Origin of the sequence: Rhizobium etli 8C-3 (genome assembly GCF_001908375.1) — a bacterium.
Classification (GTDB): Bacteria; Pseudomonadota; Alphaproteobacteria; order Rhizobiales; family Rhizobiaceae; genus Rhizobium; species Rhizobium etli_B.
This window is the reverse complement of record NZ_CP017243.1, coordinates 126,996-145,959: the sequence shown is the minus strand read 5'-3', so window position 1 is coordinate 145,959 and position 18,964 is coordinate 126,996. Positions and strand designations below refer to the sequence as shown.

13 protein-coding genes and 1 pseudogene are annotated in these 18,964 nt (G+C 54.5%); 1 reads left to right on the top strand and 13 read right to left on the bottom strand.

What is annotated here, in order from left to right; genetic code table 11:
• Positions 1 to 67: 67 nt before the first annotated feature.
• The 3 genes from AM571_RS23225 to AM571_RS23215 form a co-directional block, all read right to left on the bottom strand.
• Positions 68 to 1,189 (bottom strand): LLM class flavin-dependent oxidoreductase, encoded by a 1,122-nt coding sequence (locus AM571_RS23225; protein WP_011053356.1) that lies wholly within the window; start codon positions 1,187 to 1,189, stop codon positions 68 to 70.
• A 60-nt stretch (positions 1,190 to 1,249) separates the two neighbouring features.
• On the bottom strand, positions 1,250 to 1,657 hold the full coding sequence (locus tag AM571_RS23220) for a carboxymuconolactone decarboxylase family protein (RefSeq protein WP_004671531.1): 408 nt from the start codon (positions 1,655 to 1,657) through the stop codon (positions 1,250 to 1,252).
• 72 nt (positions 1,658 to 1,729) lie between these two features.
• Positions 1,730 to 2,239, bottom strand: a complete 510-nt coding sequence (locus AM571_RS23215) for a flavin reductase family protein (RefSeq protein WP_004671533.1) — start codon at positions 2,237 to 2,239, stop codon at positions 1,730 to 1,732.
• Between the two features lie 134 nt (positions 2,240 to 2,373).
• Here AM571_RS23215 and AM571_RS23210 point away from each other — a divergent pair, with 134 nt between their 5' ends.
• On the top strand, positions 2,374 to 3,141 hold the full coding sequence (locus AM571_RS23210; RefSeq protein WP_004671535.1) for an SDR family oxidoreductase: 768 nt from the start codon (positions 2,374 to 2,376) through the stop codon (positions 3,139 to 3,141).
• Between the two features lie 489 nt (positions 3,142 to 3,630).
• On the opposite strand, the pseudogene AM571_RS23205 reads toward AM571_RS23210, so the two are convergent.
• From AM571_RS23205 to AM571_RS23150, 10 genes and pseudogenes are all read right to left on the bottom strand, one after another.
• Positions 3,631 to 4,668: pseudogene (locus tag AM571_RS23205) on the bottom strand (IS256 family transposase); the annotation flags it as partial.
• Between the two features lie 189 nt (positions 4,669 to 4,857).
• Positions 4,858 to 6,087: an alpha/beta fold hydrolase gene (locus tag AM571_RS23195; protein WP_004673293.1), complete on the bottom strand. Its 1,230-nt coding sequence runs from the start codon at positions 6,085 to 6,087 to the stop codon at positions 4,858 to 4,860.
• Between the two features lie 129 nt (positions 6,088 to 6,216).
• Positions 6,217 to 6,906 carry a GntR family transcriptional regulator gene (locus tag AM571_RS23190; protein ID WP_004673291.1) on the bottom strand — a complete coding sequence of 230 codons (690 nt, stop codon included), beginning with the start codon at positions 6,904 to 6,906 and terminating at the stop codon, positions 6,217 to 6,219.
• Positions 6,907 to 7,026: 120 nt separating this feature from the next.
• Positions 7,027 to 7,821: an N-acyl homoserine lactonase family protein gene (locus AM571_RS23185; protein ID WP_018247149.1), complete on the bottom strand. Its 795-nt coding sequence runs from the start codon at positions 7,819 to 7,821 to the stop codon at positions 7,027 to 7,029.
• Complete coding sequence (locus AM571_RS23180; protein WP_004673287.1) at positions 7,821 to 8,948, bottom strand: zinc-dependent alcohol dehydrogenase family protein; 1,128 nt, start codon at positions 8,946 to 8,948, stop codon at positions 7,821 to 7,823. The genes AM571_RS23185 and AM571_RS23180 overlap by 1 nt, the downstream gene beginning before the upstream one ends.
• Before the next feature lie 12 nt (positions 8,949 to 8,960).
• Entirely contained in the window at positions 8,961 to 9,845 is an 885-nt protein-coding gene (locus tag AM571_RS23175) for an MBL fold metallo-hydrolase (protein ID WP_011053353.1), read from the bottom strand.
• Between the two features lie 352 nt (positions 9,846 to 10,197).
• Positions 10,198 to 12,756 carry an EAL and GGDEF domain-containing protein gene (locus AM571_RS23165; RefSeq protein ID WP_004673285.1) on the bottom strand — a complete coding sequence of 853 codons (2,559 nt, stop codon included), beginning with the start codon at positions 12,754 to 12,756 and terminating at the stop codon, positions 10,198 to 10,200.
• Positions 12,757 to 13,187: 431 nt separating this feature from the next.
• On the bottom strand, positions 13,188 to 14,387 hold the full coding sequence (locus AM571_RS23160) for an ABC transporter substrate-binding protein (RefSeq protein WP_018247148.1): 1,200 nt from the start codon (positions 14,385 to 14,387) through the stop codon (positions 13,188 to 13,190).
• Positions 14,388 to 14,571: 184 nt separating this feature from the next.
• A complete protein-coding gene (locus tag AM571_RS23155) occupies positions 14,572 to 17,085 on the bottom strand; it encodes a methyl-accepting chemotaxis protein (RefSeq protein WP_008534365.1) in 2,514 nt (837 codons plus the stop codon).
• A gap of 211 nt (positions 17,086 to 17,296) precedes the next feature.
• A complete protein-coding gene (locus tag AM571_RS23150; protein ID WP_011053351.1) occupies positions 17,297 to 18,046 on the bottom strand; it encodes an SDR family oxidoreductase in 750 nt (249 codons plus the stop codon).
• Positions 18,047 to 18,964 lie beyond the last annotated feature (918 nt).

Below are 18,964 nucleotides of genomic sequence, written 5' to 3'. Positions count from 1 at the left end.
CGCGAAAATCCTGCCAGAATCTGGCAGAGTTCGTGTCGGGACGGCAATCGCCGTCCCGAGGACTGGTTCAGTTGCGCAGACCGGCTTGCTTGAGCAGCGGCATGACACGGTCGTTAAAGAAGGGAAGTTCCTCGTTGTAATCGACCATTGTCAGCAAGGCGCCGTTGACGCCTGTATTGCTGAGATCCACGAGCTTGTCGGCGACTTGTTCTGGATTGCCGACGATCGGGTATCCACCCCAGCCAGCGACGAAGCGTTCCTTGAATTTTTGATACATTTCGGCAGAATGGTTTTGAGATTGCACCTGCAGAACTTCACAGATGTTCTCGCATGCCTCCCAGTCACCCTTCTGGTTGACGTAGTAGTCGTAGTATTCCTTTGCTTCCTTCTCCGTTTCGCGAACGATAACGGGGCAAGCTGTGAATGTGCCAAGATCACGGTTATATTCAGTACGCGCCAGGTCCTTCACCTTTTTGACCCAGGCAGCGCCGGATTCCATGTCTTGCATGAAGCCGAAGTTGAAGTCGCAGAACTTGGCGGTGAAATGCAGTCCCTTGCCCGAGGCGCCGGCGCAGATCAGGAGCGGGCGACCCGCCTTGTTGTAGGGTTTGGGTTCACTGAAGGCGTCTTTGACTTTGAGGAACTCGCCTTCGAAGGTAACGCCATTGCGTTTCCAGAGCGTCTCGACGATATCCATCCATTCAGTGGCGTATTCATAGCGGGTGTCGTGCTCCATCATAGGAACTCCGAACATTTCCATTTCGGGAGTGAACCAGCCGGTAACGAGATTGAGGCCGTATCGACCCTTCGAGATGTGATCGATTGTTGTCGCCATCTTGGTTGCAACAATCGGGTTTAGCGTCGGAATGTGAGTCGTTGAGAAGAACTGGAGCTTCGTGGTGACCGCCGCGAGAGCGGCCGCCCAGGTGAACGTATCCATGTTCACGCCATTGAAGTTTGAAGGACCGCCAAAACCACGCCAGCGTGCAATCGGCACCATGCATTCCCAACCGGCTGCCTCAAGCTTCTTTGCAATCTCGACGTTGTGGTCGAAGGTAGGTTCGAACGTTGTCTCAGCGAGCGTAATCGCGCATGCATTCGAGCAATTCGTGCCAAATACGCCGAGCTTGAGCTTGTTATCATTGAACATTGGGTTTCCGGCAGCGCGGAAATCGTCTTGTGCGGTCACTGTAGTCCCTCCTCGGGCTGGCAACGGATGATGCTCAGCCCACTCAAATGCGTTGAATAACTAGATGCCCATCTCGTCGAAAACTTCCGCTGCCACGCGGAAGCTGTCGATGGCCGCAGGAACACCGCAGTAAATCGAAACCTGGAGGAAAACCTCCCGAATTTCCTCTTTGGTAAGACCGTTGTTGATTGCTCCGCGAACATGCAGTTTCAGCTCATGCGGACGATTGAGGGCCGAAATCATCCCGAGATTGAGGATGCTGCGCTGCTTGCGCTCCAGGCCCGGCCGATTCCAAATCGCGTCCCAGCAGTATTCTGTGACGAGGGTTTGCATCGGCCAATTGAAGTCGGTGGCTTTGCTGACCGACGCATCAACATAGCCCCCCCCCAAGACTTCGCGCCGGGTCTTTAGTCCGCGCTCAAAGCGCTCTGTGACTTCACGTCCATGAATTTCTCTTGCGGGTGCCATATTGCTCACGCTTTTCTCCTTGCCGCCCTTGGGCTTTCGATGAGTGATGTGATTGGTGGTTAAAGCCACCTACTATGCGGCCGATCCACTGATGGACGACGACCTGACGAGTTGACCGTTTTCGTAGAGAAGCGGCGCGATTGACTCGATGAACCGTGCTTCGAGCACTTCTCCGAGCACAACATCATGCGTTCCAACGTGAACGACATCTTTTAGCTTGCAGACAAACGCCGCCTGCGCATCGGACAGGACCGGCATGCCGTCGAGAGACAGCCACTCGCCGTAATGAAAGCGCTCTTCACCCTTCAATTGCCCACTGAACAGCGGCACAAGATCGGCATGTGAAAGATGCAGCATGTTCACGGCGAACTTCCCGGAGATCTTCAAAGGCTGATTCACCGAAGCCGATTGGTTGATGCAGACAAGAACAGTTGGTGGGTCCGCGGTAACCGACTGGACCGCGGTGGCGGCCATGCCATGACGGACCCCGTTGAGTTCGGTCGTGATCAAGCAGATGGTTGATGTGAACCGACGCATAGCTGCCTTAAAAGTCAACTGCGCCTCAGTGCTGGTATCGGCCATATTGTCCTCCCACGGCCAAATTCGATCGAGCCTAGATAAACAGATCAGCAGACAATCTGTCAACTGGATTTTCACAATTGACAGATTGTCTGCTAAAATGTCTTCTAAGGCACCCAAAAATGAGGAGATGGTCGATGGATTTGAATCAAAGAGTTTGTATCGTCACAGGGGGCGGCAGCGGCATTGGTCGTGCGACAGCCGAGCTTTTCGCAAAGAACGGCGCCTATGTGGTTGTTGCTGATGTCAATGAAGACGCCGCGGTTCGTGTGGCGAACGAGATCGGCTCGAAGGCTTTCGGTGTTCGCGTCGACGTCTCGTCCGCCAAGGACGCGGAAAGCATGGTTGAGAAGACGACCGCAAAGTGGGGCCGGGTCGACGTGCTCGTCAATAATGCCGGGTTCGGAACGACGGGGAATGTGGTGACCATTCCTGAAGAAACTTGGGACCGGATTATGTCCGTAAACGTCAAAGGGATCTTCCTTTGCTCAAAGTACGTCATTCCTGTTATGCGACGGAACGGCGGAGGTTCGATCATCAATACGACTTCCTACACCGCAACCTCAGCAATCGCGGACAGGACTGCCTACGTAGCATCGAAAGGAGCAATATCTTCGCTGACGCGCGCGATGGCCATGGATCATGCGAAAGAGGGAATTCGTGTCAACGCGGTCGCTCCAGGGACAATCGACTCTCCTTACTTCACGAAAATCTTCGCCGAAGCGAAGGACCCCGCGAAGCTTCGCAGCGATTTCAACGCCCGTGCCGTCATGGATCGGATGGGGACAGCTGAAGAGATTGCTGAAGCAATGCTTTTTCTTGCGTCCGATCGTTCGAGGTTCGCGACCGGTAGCATTCTGACGGTCGATGGCGGCTCCTCGATCGGAAACCACCTGGTCAAGTGAAGGAAAGGGCGGCACTCGTCATGCCCTTACATTTGAGGCAGGAACACCGGGTATAAGGCTCCAGCCTCGTTGATCATTGACGTGTTCCTAACCCGTCAATGACAGCACAGAGCTGTTGGCCTAGGCGCAGCTCTTGTCGGACTTGCGGCACGCTCCAGCAAATATGATAGAGAAGGAGAAGGACTGCCGGCGACAACTAGATCTAACAGCGGAAACTGGATCAAGGACATTTCGCAATTTTTGTCGAATAACCCCACGATGTCGGTCAGATGACGTCATGCGAGTGCCGACCTTCCGGAATAGCCGCATGCTGGTTCCGAATGCCCTCTATCGCAACGCTGTCGGCATAAGTTTAGTCCGGAATACAAGGTGATACGATCGTGTCCCGGGAGGTGGTGTAGGTCGCGGCTGATGGCCGTGCTTTCCCGACATGGGTCGGAAGGGGATATCAGCGTGCCACAGCGGGGCAGGCTGATTTGGGGCTCATCTCATTTGGGCCATGGTCTCAAGCGTCATATACTTGGCGCGTTGAACGGCCCATTCGTCATTCTGTTCGAGCAGCAGTGCGCCGACGAGACGGACGATGGCTTCGTCGTTCGGAAAGATGCCGACGACCTCGGTGCGTCGCTTGATTTCGCCGTTGAGACGCTCAATTGGATTCGTCGAGTGCAGCTTTGCCCGGTGCTCTTTCGGGAAGGTCATGTAGGCGAGCACGTCCTCTTCAGCGTCGTCCATGATGGTGGCAAGCTTCGGCACTTTCGGCCTGATTTGATCGGCGACACTGCGCCATTGTGCGGCTTGCTGCCTCCGGGGTCTCCTGGGCAAAGGCCGTCGCGATGAAGGCGGATACGACCCGCCTGCCGCTCTTTCCAGCATGCGCGAGCACGTTCCTCATGAAGTGAACCCGGCACCTTTGCCAAGTGGCATTGAGAACCTTGGAAACGGCAGCCTTGAGACCTTCGTGCGCATCAGAGACAACCAACTTCACCCCGCGTAGACCGCGGCGCGTTAGCCTGCGCAGGAATTCCGTCCAGATCGGTTCGGCCTCCGAGGTGCCAACTTCCATACCCAGGACCTCGCGCCGACCGTCGTTATTGACGCCGACCGCGATAATGACGGCGACTGAGACGATGCGGCCGCCACGCCGGACCTTGAGATAGGTCGCATCCACCACAGGTCGTCGACAGAACGAGTCGAGATTCCCTGGATATACGCTTCCTGGATAACGGCCGTCAGAGCTTTCTCTGCCATGCGGCGCGGTTCAAGGAAGCTCGGAAAGTAGCTGCCTTTGCGCAGCTTCGGAATGCGAAGCTCGACGGTGCCAGCCCGCGTCTCCCAATCGCGGTCACGGTAGCCATTGCGTTGAGTGAGCCGCATGGGGTTCTTCACACCGAAGTCAGCACCCGTAGCCGAGCCGACCTCCAACTCCATCAGCCGCTCGGCGGCAAAGCCAATCATCTCACGCAACAAATCTGCATCGGCACTCTTCTCAACAAGCGAACGCACGTTCATCATGTCATTGGTCATCGGTGATCTTTCCGTCAGGTTGGTCTTGAACAACCCGACCCTAGCGGAAAACACTGATGGCCGCCCGCAAAGCCGATCACCCGCTACAGCGCAACGAGAAGCGCGCGGGCGCTCGGCTTTACTCCCTACCGTCACCTACGCCACGTACTGGGACACGATCGGTAAATGGCCAACGCGGTTGCTTTGTGATCAGCCGTTATCTTCGACGAACCGAATAGCGTCTTGCAAGAAGCTCCGGAAATAGTCAGGATTTTCGCACATCGGAAAGTGCCCAAGCCCCTCCATAACGACATGACGGCTGCCAGGAATGAGGGCCGCTAGCGCTGCTCCGTCTGCAGGCGTCGCAGAGTAGTCATAGGTCCCGGAGAGAAGAACGGTCGGTGTTCGCTTGGCATCAATCTTCGGACCGACGACGGCACCGTCGAACTCGTCGCTGTAGAACGAAAGATCGCCGGGATAAACTCCAGGAGCACCCTGCGAGTAGATCCAACTGGCGCGGCGTCGCTCTTCTTGCGGGCTGAGCGGGCTCATGATTCCGCGGACATAGGCTGAGTTATGAAGCGACCCATGAACGTTGACGTTGTGTTGAAAGGGGTTGCGACGGCCCTTTGACTTCAACGGCGGCTCGACCGCAATTACACCCATTAGACGTTCCGGTCGCTCCGCCGCCAGCACCATGCACATCGCCGCGCCCATAGATCCTCCAACGACGATAGCTCTGTCTCCGACGAGCTGGTCGAGTATCGCCGTGCACCAGGTCAGGTAGAGATCCGTTGTGAGTTGATAGGGCGAGCCGTCCCAAGTTAAAGGAGGCATCGAACGTCCGTGAAACGGCAGATCAACTGAGATCAATCGGTTCGTACGCGCAAACCCAGTGTCGGAGAGTTGCGGTAGAAACTGACGGCCGTCTGCGCCAGCCGTATGGAGGAAAAGGATAGGAGTTCCTGCACCGGCTTCCTCGTAAAAGATATCGTGTTCTACGCCGCCGACCTCTACCCGCTTATAGCGTCCGGTGACCTGTTCAATATTTCGATCGATCTTCGGCGCAACTAGGGGCGGAGACGCTACGACGATTTCGAACAGTCGCTCCAGAGCGGGACGCGCTTGAGCGATTGCTACGGGCGAACCAGATAACGTGAACTCAGGGTTAGCGAGTTGAAAGGCGGTGAACGAATGGTAGGTTGCCGGCGGCGGCACCTGCATAACCTTTTCCCAAGCTCCTTCTGGGGCACTCAGTATGACGTCAGCATTTTCGTCCGCGCCGTCCAGTGCGACTATCCCGCCTCCCACAGCAAGTGATGACTTTTCTGGTCCAACTTGCAACGAGATCCGTGTTGTAAGACCTGGGGTCAGTCGCGGTAGCTCCGGATCTTCGATCGCCAGGGTTACGCGTTTAATCAGCTCGGCATGGGCGCCCATACGTCCTCCCTAACAAAATGATGTTGTTGGGAAGCCGCACTTCCTGTGTCTCACCTCCCATAAGAGAGGTAAGCAGATTTTCAGACAATCTGTCAACCTTAGCCGTCGCCTGAACTTCGTTTTGTGGAACTACTCGGAGGTTTCGACGGGGTTCTTGCTCAAGTAGTCCAACGCCACCTTAGCCGCGATTTCGATATGGCGCTTGCAAAGCGCGGCTGCCCTGTCGCCATCACGCAACGCAATAGCGGCCGCAATCTCTCTTATTTCGAAAACGCTGTTCTGCAGCCGCCCTGGCTGGGTCATCGATGTCATCCGCAACAATGTGACCCGGTTGTGCAACGACGTGAGCATTTGCTTCACAAACACGTTCTTGCTGCCGGTCATCAAACAATCGTAAAAAGCGGTCTTGGCTTCGATGATCCGCGTTCCGGAACCGCTCTTGGCTGCGGCTTCGAACGCTTCCACGGTCTCGAGGAGAGCAACGATCTCTTCATTCGAACCGTTCTCGGCGAACTCCTGGCCGGCAAAGCTTTCAAGCAGCGCGCGTACACTATAAAGCTGCCTAGCCTCCTCGTAGCTGATAGTGCTGACAACCGGCCCCCGATGCGGATAGCTAGTAATAAGCCCTTCAGCTTCTAACTGGCGTAGCGCCTCGCGAACTGAAGTTCGGCCAACCCCGATAAGTTCGCACAACTCGCGCTCCACCAGCCGCTGCCCGGGCTTGAAACGGCCACTTGAAATAGCCTGCCGGAGCTTATCCTCAACAAGGATTCGAAGAGAGGCGTTTTGACGTCTAATCTGGAGGTCGATCGTTCCCATTCACAACAAACCTTCGATGAAATTTCTAGTGACGCACAGAATCAATATACTGCCGGAGCGTTTCGTAGGACAACCCGATTGTCTGCAAACAGCAAAAAATTTCAATCGGTTTATTGTGGGTCACAGGAGAACTCTAGCGAACTGGAGGTCTGGCGCAAGGGGAGAAAATTTCTGTAGCACCTCAGGGTCATGACCCGGAATGATGAGTCCGTTTGCTCCGGCAAGGACGCGGAGCTTGTTGTAACCCTCGATGACCTCTAGGTAATCTGCAAACAGGGGAAACGCGCCGTCATTTTCAAGATAGTGCTGGAAATGAAGCGCGTCGGAAGCGATAACCAGCAAAGCGCCGCCTGTTGCCACCGTAACAACTTGCAAACCTTTCGAGTGACCGCCAACCAGATGCACCCTGCATCCAGGAACAATTTCCCCATCCCCATCATGGAACCGTACCCGTGACTGAAAAACGAGCCGGACCGCGTCGACGACACCTTCTGTAGCAAAAGGCCGACGCATTCGCTCATGGCACATACACCGCCCCGTTCCATACGCCATCTCCCGATCCTGAATGTGAAAAGTGGCGTTAGGAAAGGCCGGGAGGTTTCCGGCGTGATCGTAGTGCAGGTGTGTCACAACGACATCAGTAATTTCGCTGGATTTGATGCCAAGGCTGCTCAGTGCTGCCACCGGATGGATCAAGAGGGTCCGCCCTCTGGCCGCGCCCTCTCCGGCTTCGAAACCAGTGTCAACAAGAATTAATCGGTCCTCGAGACGGATCAGCCACACGAAGTAGTCGATTTGTGATGGACGATCATGAATGTCATTCGTCTCTAGTATCAGGTCACTTACTGGTCTTTGCGCGGTGCCGTAATGGATGGCGAGCACTGTCCACTCGTTCAAGAGAATTCTCCCCGCCATCAGTCCATCAAGACTAGGTGTCGATTGATCTCGGCCCTGTCAAGACGGTCGAAAACCTCATTGATCTCATCAAGGGGGCCAGTGCTCGACAGCAATTTGTCCACTGGCAGCTTACCTTTGAGGTAAAGGTCGATATAGCGGGGTATGTCGCGCGATGGCACGCAGGAACCCATATAGCTGCCCTTGATCGTTCTCTCCTCTCCGACCAACGGCAAGGGCGAAACCTCGAAACGGGAATTTGCGCTGGCCAGTCCGGCCGTAGCGGTCATCCCTCCGCGCCGGGTAATCTCATATGCAAGCTCGAATGCCTTTTTGGATCCAGCCATCTCTATCGCGTAGTCTACCCCGCCGCTTGTCGCGCCTTTTACTTGGGCAACAATATTCGGCGAGGTGGCCAAAAAAGTCTTCGTCGCTCCCAGCTCCTTGGCAAGATCCAGCTTCGCTTGGATTAGGTCGATCGCCACGATATCGCTTGCACCGCTCGCAACAGCGCCAAGTATCGCCGAAAGGCCTACGCCGCCGAGCCCGATTACCGCCACACTACGGCCTGGGCGGACCCCACACGTGTTCATCACAGCTCCAACGCCGGTCATAACGGCACAGCCGAAGAGAGCAGCTGTCGCCAAATCGATATCTTTGGTCACTTTGACTACCGAGCTCGCCGACACGACAGCATATTCGGAAAACGCAGAAACGCCGCTATGGTGGTTAATTTCGTATCCTCTCAAACGGATGTGCTTGCCGCCGGATAGAAGCGTTCCTGCAGCATTGGCCTGGTAGCCCGGTTCGCAGAGGCTGGCGCGGCCTTCAGCGCAATATGAGCAATGGCCACAAACCGGCAGAAATGACATGACTACATGGTCACCAACCTCAACCTTCTCGACACTCGGTCCGATTGCTGCGACGACGCCAGATGCCTCATGGCCTAGAGCGACTGGAAGCGGACGCGGTCTGTCCCCATTGATTGCGGACAGGTCAGAGTGGCAGACACCGGCAGCCTTGATCTTGACCAACACCTCCATGGGGCCAGGCGGCGTCAGTTCCACAAGCTCAATCTTAAGAGGTTTCGAATTTGAATAGGGCTTCGGCAGACCCGACTCCCTGAGGATTACCGAACGCATCTGCATCTTTGAAATTCCTTATCGATGTGCAAGCAACTGCATTGGAGAGGGGATATAGCGGAATCCGTCTCCGTTTCGCACCACATGCCCGGCACCTGGCCATGCGAAGTGATAGGACATTACCGCAATGCGATCTGTCGCCAGCATATCAAGCACGCGCGTGCGGGATCTAGCTGACAGCTTCGGGTCCGTGTCGTATCGGAATTCCATCATCGGCCTCTCCATCAACAGGATATGATGGTGCGTAAGGTCGCCGAGAAAACAGAGGCGATCGTTTCCCGACTGCAGCATAAAACAATGATGACCGAGCGTGTGGCCGGGGGCCGAAATCGCGTGAACGCCCGGCAAGAACTCCTCGCCGTCTTTGAAAAAGAAGGTCCGATCCTTGTGGGGAAGCAGGTTTCGCCGAGCGTTATCGATTTGAAATTGAAATGAAGAATCGATCGACGACCCGTCCGTCCAGTCCGTGAAGTCTCGCTCACTGATGAAGATGTCGGCGTTCGGGAAATTTAACCTTCCATTGGCATCGCACAGACCGCCGATATGATCGATATGGGCGTGCGACAGAACCACCGCATCGATCTCCGTCGGATCTCGACCTGCCTCTCTCAGGCTGGCTAGGAGTCGACCTGTGGTGGGCCCGAAAGCTTTGGAAGACCCCATCCCGGTATCAAATAGAATTGTTCTTCCATTTATCTCAACAAGCGGCACGTTTTGCTCGAGTACAACTTTGTTCGTTGGCAGGAAATTGTCCTCTAGCATCAGGCTGACCGTGCGTGGCTCTACCCCCAAGAAGTTCAGGCGAGGATCTCCTAGCTCTAACGGCCCGTCGGACAGTACCGTGATTTTTCCATCGCCAAATTCGAACGGATAAAAATACGGAAGCTTGGCCAGGTGATGCATACTAAGAGACACTGATTTTCCTCCCATCAGGTGCTTGGCGACATTTTTGGCAGATTGTATGATAATCTGTCAAATATTTTTGAAGAAAGCCATATCGAGAGCGACTGCCTTGCTTTAGGAGCCGGTGTACCGCGTTTTCCCCGGCCTACCGAATGCCGCGCAGTAGGAGCAGAGCATTCGAGAATGCGGCTCGCGGGGCCGCACAACGCATGGTCGTTGACCCAGCGTTGCCCCCTGTTCCGCGAAAAACCGCAGACATTCAGAGATTGACGAGGCTCAAGTTGAGTTGTCTCACAGCGCGCACCGCATCACCGTCCATCAGACAGGTGACATTTTCCCTTATTCGCGCTCATCATCGCGAAGCGGCGTAACGATCTGAAACGAAGCCGGTGGCGGACGCGCGCACCCAAAGAGCGATCAATTCCATCTTCGGCAGGGCCTTGCTGTAAAAGAAGCCTTGCGCCGAACCGCATCCGTTCGCTGCGAGAAATGCTGCCTGCTCGGCGGTCTCAACACCTTCCGCCACCACGTCCTGCCCAAGACATTGTGCAATGGACAGAATCGCTTTGACCAATTCTTCGTTCCTTTTGTCCGAGCTATTTATGAATGACCGATCGATCTTCAGCGTGTCGATCGGGAAGCGGGCTAGATAGTTGAGCGCCGAGTAACCGGTGCCAAAATCATCGATAGCAATCGAAAATCCCATTTGACGCAGCTTAAGAAGCGTCTGCAGGGTCTCGCCCTTCCGATCGAGAAGCAGACTCTCCGTGATTTCGATTTCGATCCATTCCGCGCGGCAACCGGTTTCACCGAGGATTGCAGCGATCTCGTTTACCAACCGTGAGCATTGGAATTGCTTACCCGAAAGGTTGACTGCAATCTTGTGCAGGTGGTGGCAATCGGCGTTCAGCTCCTTCGCCGTCTTGCACGCTTCACGCAGCACCCATCGCCCGAGTTCAACGATCAGCCCGGTATCCTCAGCGACCGGAATGAATCGAACCGGCGGAATCATGCCCATCTCGGGATGAGGCCATCTCAACAACGCTTCCGATCCTATCATTACGCCGCTGTCCAGAAGCACCTTGGGCTGGTAGTGCAGCTCCAATTCTTCGCGCTCGATAGCGCGGCGCAATTCAGATTCCAACTGCATCCGCTCCTCCACGCCCACAGTCAAATCCTTCGAATAAAAGCGAAAACTGTTTCTCCCCGAGCGTTTGGCAAGATACATCGCAGAGTCGGCGTATTTCACCAGATCGTTGACATCTGTGCTGTCGTCGGGCGAGATCGCGATGCCTACACTGCATGACACGTAGACTTCCTTGCCATCCAATAGGAAAGATTCCTTGAATCTCTCGAGGATCGAGCACGCAACCCAATCGAGATCGTCGGTTGTCTGGATTTCCGGCAACAGAATCGCGAACTCGTCGCCGCCGAGACGCGCAACCGTGTCGAGATCGCGGACAGATTTCTTAAGCCGGGTAGCGACCTGGCAGAGTAGTTGATCACCCACAGGGTGACCCATCGTATCGTTCACGACTTTGAAATGGTCGATGTCAATCAGCATTACCCCTGTCCGCCGACGTTGAGACGACGCGTCACTGACGACCTTTTGCAATCGCTCGTTAAACAGCAAGCGGTTCGGCAAAGAAGTCACCGGATCGTAAAAGGCCATTTGCCTGATTTTTTCCCGCGAGGCGTTCAGTTCCGTGACATCGCGAGAGACCCCGAGGACTCCTGTAACCTCTCCCCCGGCGCCGAGGACCGCAAGTTTACGTGTTTCGAGAAGAATGGACTGACCGTTCTCCGGGGAAACCACCCAATTCTCGTCGATAAGTATGCCACCGGCTTCGATCGTGGCCTCATCAGATTTTCCGGAAATGTGAGCTCTCTCAGCCCCGAACAATTCAAGGTCCGTTTTTCCAACGACCTCCGCCTCCGATTTCCCGGTCAGCCGCTCAAATGCATGATTGCACAACAGGTGTACGCCATCGACATTCTTTACCCAAACCATGTCAGGAATGGTTTGCAGCACACTTAGCAATTGCGTCCGCACGGAGTTGATGGCGTCTTCCGCCTGCCTTCGTTCCGTGACATCACGCGAAAATGCCAGGAGCGTGGTGGCGGCGTCAGGATCGGCGCTTGGTCGTCTAGCCACCGACAACTCGAACCATCGGGTCTCGCCGTTTGGCAAGGATACGCTAATGCATCGACCGTAGGCAACTCCTTCACTGCTTGCAGTTCGAAGCGCCTCCATTGCAATAGCCGCTTGATCAGGCGCAAGAACTTGGTCGACCGTCCTACCCAGTAGCATTTCCCGCTGCTGGGCTAGTAGTTCGGGATTTCTGGTCCAGACCTGAAGATATCGCCCATCCTCGTCGACCTCAAACAGAACGTCTGGAATAGCGGTGACGATCCCTTGGGCTAGTTCGAGAGCGTTTTTGAGTTCCTGCTCCGCCAACTTGTGTTCGGTTATGTCGATGATAACGCCAATCAGACCCGCGGGCTCGTCGTCGTGACCTCTGAAAACTGCCTTGTTGCAGACAACATCCAGGATGGCGCCGTTTGCGAGAGCGATCTTACGCTCGGAGACTTGGGCTCCACCCCTTTCAAGAAGGCCTTTCTCTTCAATAGAATAAATTTCCGCCAGTTGCGTTGAACTGAGATCAAAATCTGTATTCCCGATGATCTCGTCGCGCGAGCGACCGAGGAGATCTTCGAAAACCTTGTTGCAACCGACATAGCGACCGTGCAGATCTTTGAAGAAAATTGGGAGGGGCAACACGCCGATCAATGCTTCAAGCAGCGCTCCTCGGTCGGCTGAGGTATCATGATGCAGCGCTTCGTCTCTCCGGCGATTGCGCCTTTTCTGAAAAAAGGAGCGTTGCCAAAGCGGTTGTAAAGTCGAATTCATCGTGAAGCTCCTTACCGAGGGCCAAGACAGATGCATCATCCATCCGATCAGGAATTCCGGGAACGCCACCCAAATCATTCGAGCAACAAATTGATGCAGATATGTCAGTAAGGCGTCGAACCGCGCGTCGGCCTGAGCCGGATAGTGCGGTCGGAAATGAACTTTGCTTTCACATTCGAAGCAACAACCTTCGCGGCAGCACGTAGATCGAAAGGCGCAATGAGTATGTTGTCCCGTTTGGCGAGAGGAGGGCCGGAGGAAGAATGCTACCGCGGAGCAAATATGTTCGTTGGAACCGGATCGCTTGTCTCATGTCTCCTGAGGCGACCCGGGCATTTCCCAATTTGAACTGTCATTCCTTAGCGCAGCCTACCTTGCACGAGAGCCGATCATGAAGGCACCGCATTCCACACAGACCCCGCATGCGATCTTCAATCGGCCGGCTTCCAGGAGAGCGGATCCGCTGGGTTATCGAAATATTTAGCAGCAGCGCTGGCAGACCACCAAGCTGTATTCTTCGGCTCGATCCAATCCTCAGAGTTAGGATCGCAATCAGCTGGCAAAACCGCCATTACATCCTCTATGGTACTGGGAATTGCTGGCCGCAGGATTGTCTGAATTTTGGGGCCCTGTCCCTCAAGAGTTCGCATCATTACGTCCCATACGAAACCCGCCTCAGAGCGCGGCGGCCAGAAATGAAAACTCTTGCTTACGAAGTCGGGGTTCCGTCGCCAGTAACAGGCTGCCGAAGCTTCGCCCCCTAGAACGATTGGGATCATGTCGCGCCCGGACTGGCGCACCGCGTTGATAACACCATTCTCAGCTCCCGACTGAACGATAATACCATCAATTCGACCGGGATTCGCTGCAAGGAATTTTTGCACCTCGGCCTGCGCGACCTTGTCTGTCCACTTCCCGTCGACATGACCTACGATCTTTATCTCGGGATAATACTCCAGAGCCTTCTTTGCGCCGACGTCAAAGCTGTCCGAGGAGGCAAAGCCGGAGATCCCCGAAACGAGAAGCACATTGCCACTTCCTTCGATTTCTTCAGCGAGCCACTTCGCCGCCTCAAACCCGCCTTGCATGTTGTTCTCAGTTGCGTTGACGGCGAACGGCGATGTTACGTAACCAGAGTACGAGAACACAGGCACTCCTTTTGAATACGCATACTCTATCGTAGGATTAAGCGCCGTGAGGTTCGAACAGCAGATAATAATTGCATCAACGCCGTCGTCTACCATCTGCCGCATCTGCCTGATCTGGACAGCGTCTTCAAGATTTGACTGGGTGACGATGAACTCGGAGACCAGCCCCGCTTTCTTGAAAGCTGGAACAATCTTGTTTGTGAACTCATCAAGAATACTCGCACGCCAAGAATTGTCAGCATATGTCGATGCGTACCCAATTTTCCACGGCGGTGCTCGCTGTGCCTTAAACGTGCGGAAGACAGATTCACCTGTAGGCAACTTTGGATCGAGCAACTCGTAGGTTTTTCGTTCCTCCCGCGGCAATTCCGTAAGGCCACCGGCGGCCGCTACAGAAGGGATCACCAAGCCGGTGATTAGAATAATGGCTCTTGTAATTTCACGTATGCGCACGGATTTGATACCTCTCGTGTCTCTGAGCATTGCAAAGCAGTTGATCTCTTGAAGGTTGATCGGCTCTAGGTGGGTTTTTTACAGTCAGACGGGCGGCGAAAGGGAGACCAAGAGCCTAAGGCCGGATTTCGCTTCCGTAAGCGGATTTCCCTTCAGTAGAACGCCGCTATCACAGTGGCCATCCGACGCGTGGCAGTCTCGTTCGATGCGTAGCTTACGCCACTAACCTAACCCGACGCGTCGACTTATCTTCGGTCAATTTGAATGAAGCGAGCCGCTCGCTGAGTTCGTTAGTCTGATCCGAGAGAGTCTTTGCCGCGGCATTTGTCTGCTCGGCCATGGCAGCGTTTTGTTGTGTTCCCTGGTCAAGTACATTGACGTTATTGTTGATCTCGGCGAGGGACGCCGCTTGCTCGCGGCTCGAATTGACGATTTGATCAATCCGATCGGAAATCTTCAAGATCGACGCCGTTATGTTGTGTAACGCCTCACCTGCTTTCCCCACGTAATCTGAGCCGATCGCCACCTCCGAAGAGGATTCCGAAATCAGGTGGCGAATCTCGCGGGCTGCAGCTGATGATTTCTGGGCAAGTTCGCGCACTTCCTGGGCTACGACTGCAAAACCCTTTCCGGCATCTCCAGCACGAGCCGCCTCGACACCAGCATTTAGTGCCAAAAGATTTGTCTGGAACGCAATCGTATCGATCAAACCAATGATTTGGCCGATCTTGTGGGACGCGTCTTCTATTCTGCCCATTGCGTTGATCGCATCGGTCACAATGGTTGCCGCACCCTCGGCGTGTTCTTTAACAACGGACACGAAAGCCTGGGTTTCATAGGCATTCTCGGATGATTTTCTGACCGTGACCGTCACCTGTTCGACGGCGGCCGCAGCCTCCTCCAGTGAGGCGGCTTGCAATTCAGTTCGCCGCGACAGATCATCTGAGGCTTTGAAAAGCTCGCTGGTTCCCCATTGAATTTGATTGGTATTCTCGTCGATATGAGACACTGTCTCTCTCAGGATCGAAAGCGAGTGATTGAAATCGCGCCTCAGCGGCTCAAGATTGGGATGGAATTGGCGGTCAATTTCTTGAGAGATGTCGCCACGCGCCAATCGAGATAACGCCTCTCCTAGAATGGTGACGGCAGTTGCGACCTCCTCCTCCATCTGAGCGCGTTCGCGTTCACGATCCATCCGCTCCTGTTCAACGGTTTTCCTATCGGCTTCCGTTCGTGTCTCGATGTCCATCTTCGAGACAGCATTTTCACGGAAAACCTCGAGTGCGCGAGCCATTTCACCTATTTCGTCTCTCCGGTCACGTCCGACAATCTGCGATCGAAGATCGCCCTTTGCCAGCTCTTGCATGCGCTTCGCGATCCGTTCGATCGGGGCGCGAAGTGTCGCCATCAGGCCGGCGCCAGCCGCCAAGGCTACCAAGACGCCGGACACTGTGGCGATAGTTGACAGCAAGCGGGCAAGATTGCTTTCATTGCGAGCATCGTTTTCCTGAGTTGCTGCAAAGGTTACGAGGTTTTTCCAGATCTCCTGGCCGGTTTTGTCCGCCTCAGAATATTGCGCTTGGCGGGCTTCCGCTATCTTGACCAGCTTCTCTGTGTTCTCTTGGATAGAATCCACCTGGGCGAATAGATCTTCCTGCATTTTATCGAAGCCAGATATCGAGCTGGCAACGCCTCCAACTGCCACGGTGTCACGCGCCAATTTTGTAAGTTGCTCAACGAGGCGCTGCTGATTCTCTGCGTTGGCTGTACGGAACAGGTTATTGATTTCGATTTCGATCGAATCGGCGTCCTGGCCGATCGTTGTCGCCGTCGCAACAAGCATTTCGGAATCCGTCAACGCTTTATCCAACGCCCGGATCGCATTTGTTCCTTCAATCATGTGCTGGATCGCATCCACTCGCAGGTTCGTCGCAAAGCTCTGTAGGTCAGAGCCGGCAAGCCGTGTGGAAGGGTCGACAAATTCGGGGTTGGCGATTAGCTTGGCGATAGTCCTCTCAATTTTAGTAACGGCCTGCTCGTCAGCAGTCGAGACTACCCGCTTAACTGTTTTTAGCGACTTTTTGATCACAAGCCCTTGCTGGGCGACAGTCGGAGGCTGCTTCGCTCCGTCCGGCAAGCTCACCAAGTCTTCCGCCATGTGTTGCATAACTGATGCCGTATCGAGTGAGCGGGTAGCCTCCCGGAGCATGGTTTTCCCGGAGTTCTCCTGATTGCGTACTTGTGAGCGCACATCAACCGCAGCCAATTTAAGGGCGCCTCCGACCTCCTTGATCTTCGACAAGTTGGAAACAATGTCGCTGCGAACGGATTCCTCGTCATTATGCAAAGACCACATGCGGCCGATGCTGCCCGAGATAACGGACATTGCCGATACACTGTTTTCGAGCGCACCAGTTTCGCTCCCGCTACCTGCCGCCGCTTCCTGGAGCGACTGCATGGTTGCGCTCTGCCCGTTTAAACTTGTCAGCGCCTCATCTCGGTACTCCGTTGAGCTTTGCGCCAAAAAGCGGTTCATACTTTCCGCGACACTTCGAAACCCGCTCAAGGTCTGAAGAACCTCATTTGAAAGCCGAAGACGAGACTGAAGCAAGCCAGTTGCTTTTAAGCCGACCCCACCAACTGCCGCCAATATCAGGATCAAGGGTACAAGTACCAATAACACCTTTGCTCTTATGGTAAAGGTGGACAACAGGCGATCGACGAACATACTTACCTCCAAAGGGCTCAAACGGTGCTGGGGCCTCGCTTTTGGAATAGTAATGTTTGAGCCTGAACGAACATGGATAAGAGTTTCACTAAAACAATCGAAACTTTTTTACGTGTTGTTAGGATTTGACCTCTTGCCCATTGCGTCTTTCGAGAAACTTAACGGAAGGTTAATACCTGCAGATTTGCCGGATCAGAACGTGGGAGTGGATCTATCTGCACCGAGGATCGATCTCCAGCACGTTCCCTGTCAGCTTTCCGGACAGTTCCGAATTCGCCAGGAATTGCACGGCGTGGATCACTGTTCGAAGCACGTCATTTTCGCTTGAAGACGTAGAGTTCACATCGCTGGCGTGTACAGCATTTATCCTCAGCCCGGAACCGAAATATTGCCTAGCAATTGCGGAGGTAGTAGTGCGCAACGCCGCTTGAAGGACGGCTTCTGCTTCCAGCGAGGTCGTCTCTTCGAACCATGCGACGTCCACTACGGCAAGCTCCGCGCCCTGAAGTCGAGAGCTAAAGGCACCTGTAACTCTGATTAGATTGGATACGGCATCAAGCCCCAGATTCGCGCTGGATAGCGATCCCGTTACAGTTTGGGTTGTTTCATTTCTGCGGAAAACTATGTTCACCAGAACGTCGACCCGTCTCCAGCGCAAATACACCTGGTCAGCCATTGAGTTGACGTAAACGTCTCTGTTCGGGTTGACTTTGACCGGTAAAAAATTGTTTCCCTGGCCTTCAGCCAGGGAGGCGAAGTCGGCGGGATTGGCGTCGCCTACGGCGACCCGATAGCCTTTTTCTATAAATGAGCGCGCCAAACAAAGACCAACAGGATTTGACGCGCCTATCAAGACACAGACTTTTTCCCCAGGAGAAATGTTGGCGTCACTGTCACGTTCAACCAGTACCTCGGTCGATGGAGTATGACACGCCTTGTGAGTCAGAGACGCTTGTATCACGCGCCGGTCGCCGCTTCCGGCAGATTAAGAAGGTCGACAATTTGTGCATTTTTGGCCAAGTTTAGCACTTATAACTCCCGGTCCGTCGCTGCGTCTCCCGCGAACAAGCAATGCGCGGGCGATATAGTAAAATTTTTGTCCGACAATCTGTCAATTCCTTTTTGCGATTTTCGGCGGACACAGGTCGAGACCGGCGTCATTTTGAGGCCTCATGCACGCAATGCCGTAAGCATCGGTATTCCGACACCCGGTTGAGTTTGATGTGGTCTTTCCTGTTAGTCTTCTCTCGCCGCCACGTTCCGATTTGATCGCGCTTTTCGCGTTCGCGCGGCACAGACAACAGCACGCCTATGGCAGCACAAGCTGTTTGACCATCATCAGGTTTCGTCCTTAAGCTCTTCTTTTGCCCAATCAGACGCCCGGAGTCCGTACCCGCTAAGAAGAGCGCAAAGTCAACTCAATGCGACGAGGCGCGGCTTACGCATTGATATTTGCCGCGACCGCCTCGCTTAGTAGGCCAAAAGAACTCGTCGACGTCTTTGCGTCTCCGAGTGTTGAGCCTGGAGCGTGCCTCTCTTATACGTCATAACCGAAGTATGCTGATGCGCAGGATAAGAGGACCAGCGTGTGGCGAAATCGTGGGGCCATCCTACAGCACAATCATTTTTCTCCGTGTCGACTCAACGGCCTCCAAGGTCGGTTGGCGTAGGTTCTCTCCCACTCATAGCACTCCCACCCTTCCCGTGACGGGCTGCGATCGAAAGCAGCCCGTCACCCCTCGCCTTGGGAGGCATCTTTAGATTGATTTGCCGTGCGGGAACTCCACTAGAACCGTGGCAGATTTCCCTGATGCTGCCTTGCCTTTGATCAGGAATAGCATTAACGTATATCAGACAATCTGTCAATCTGTTCGAGGCT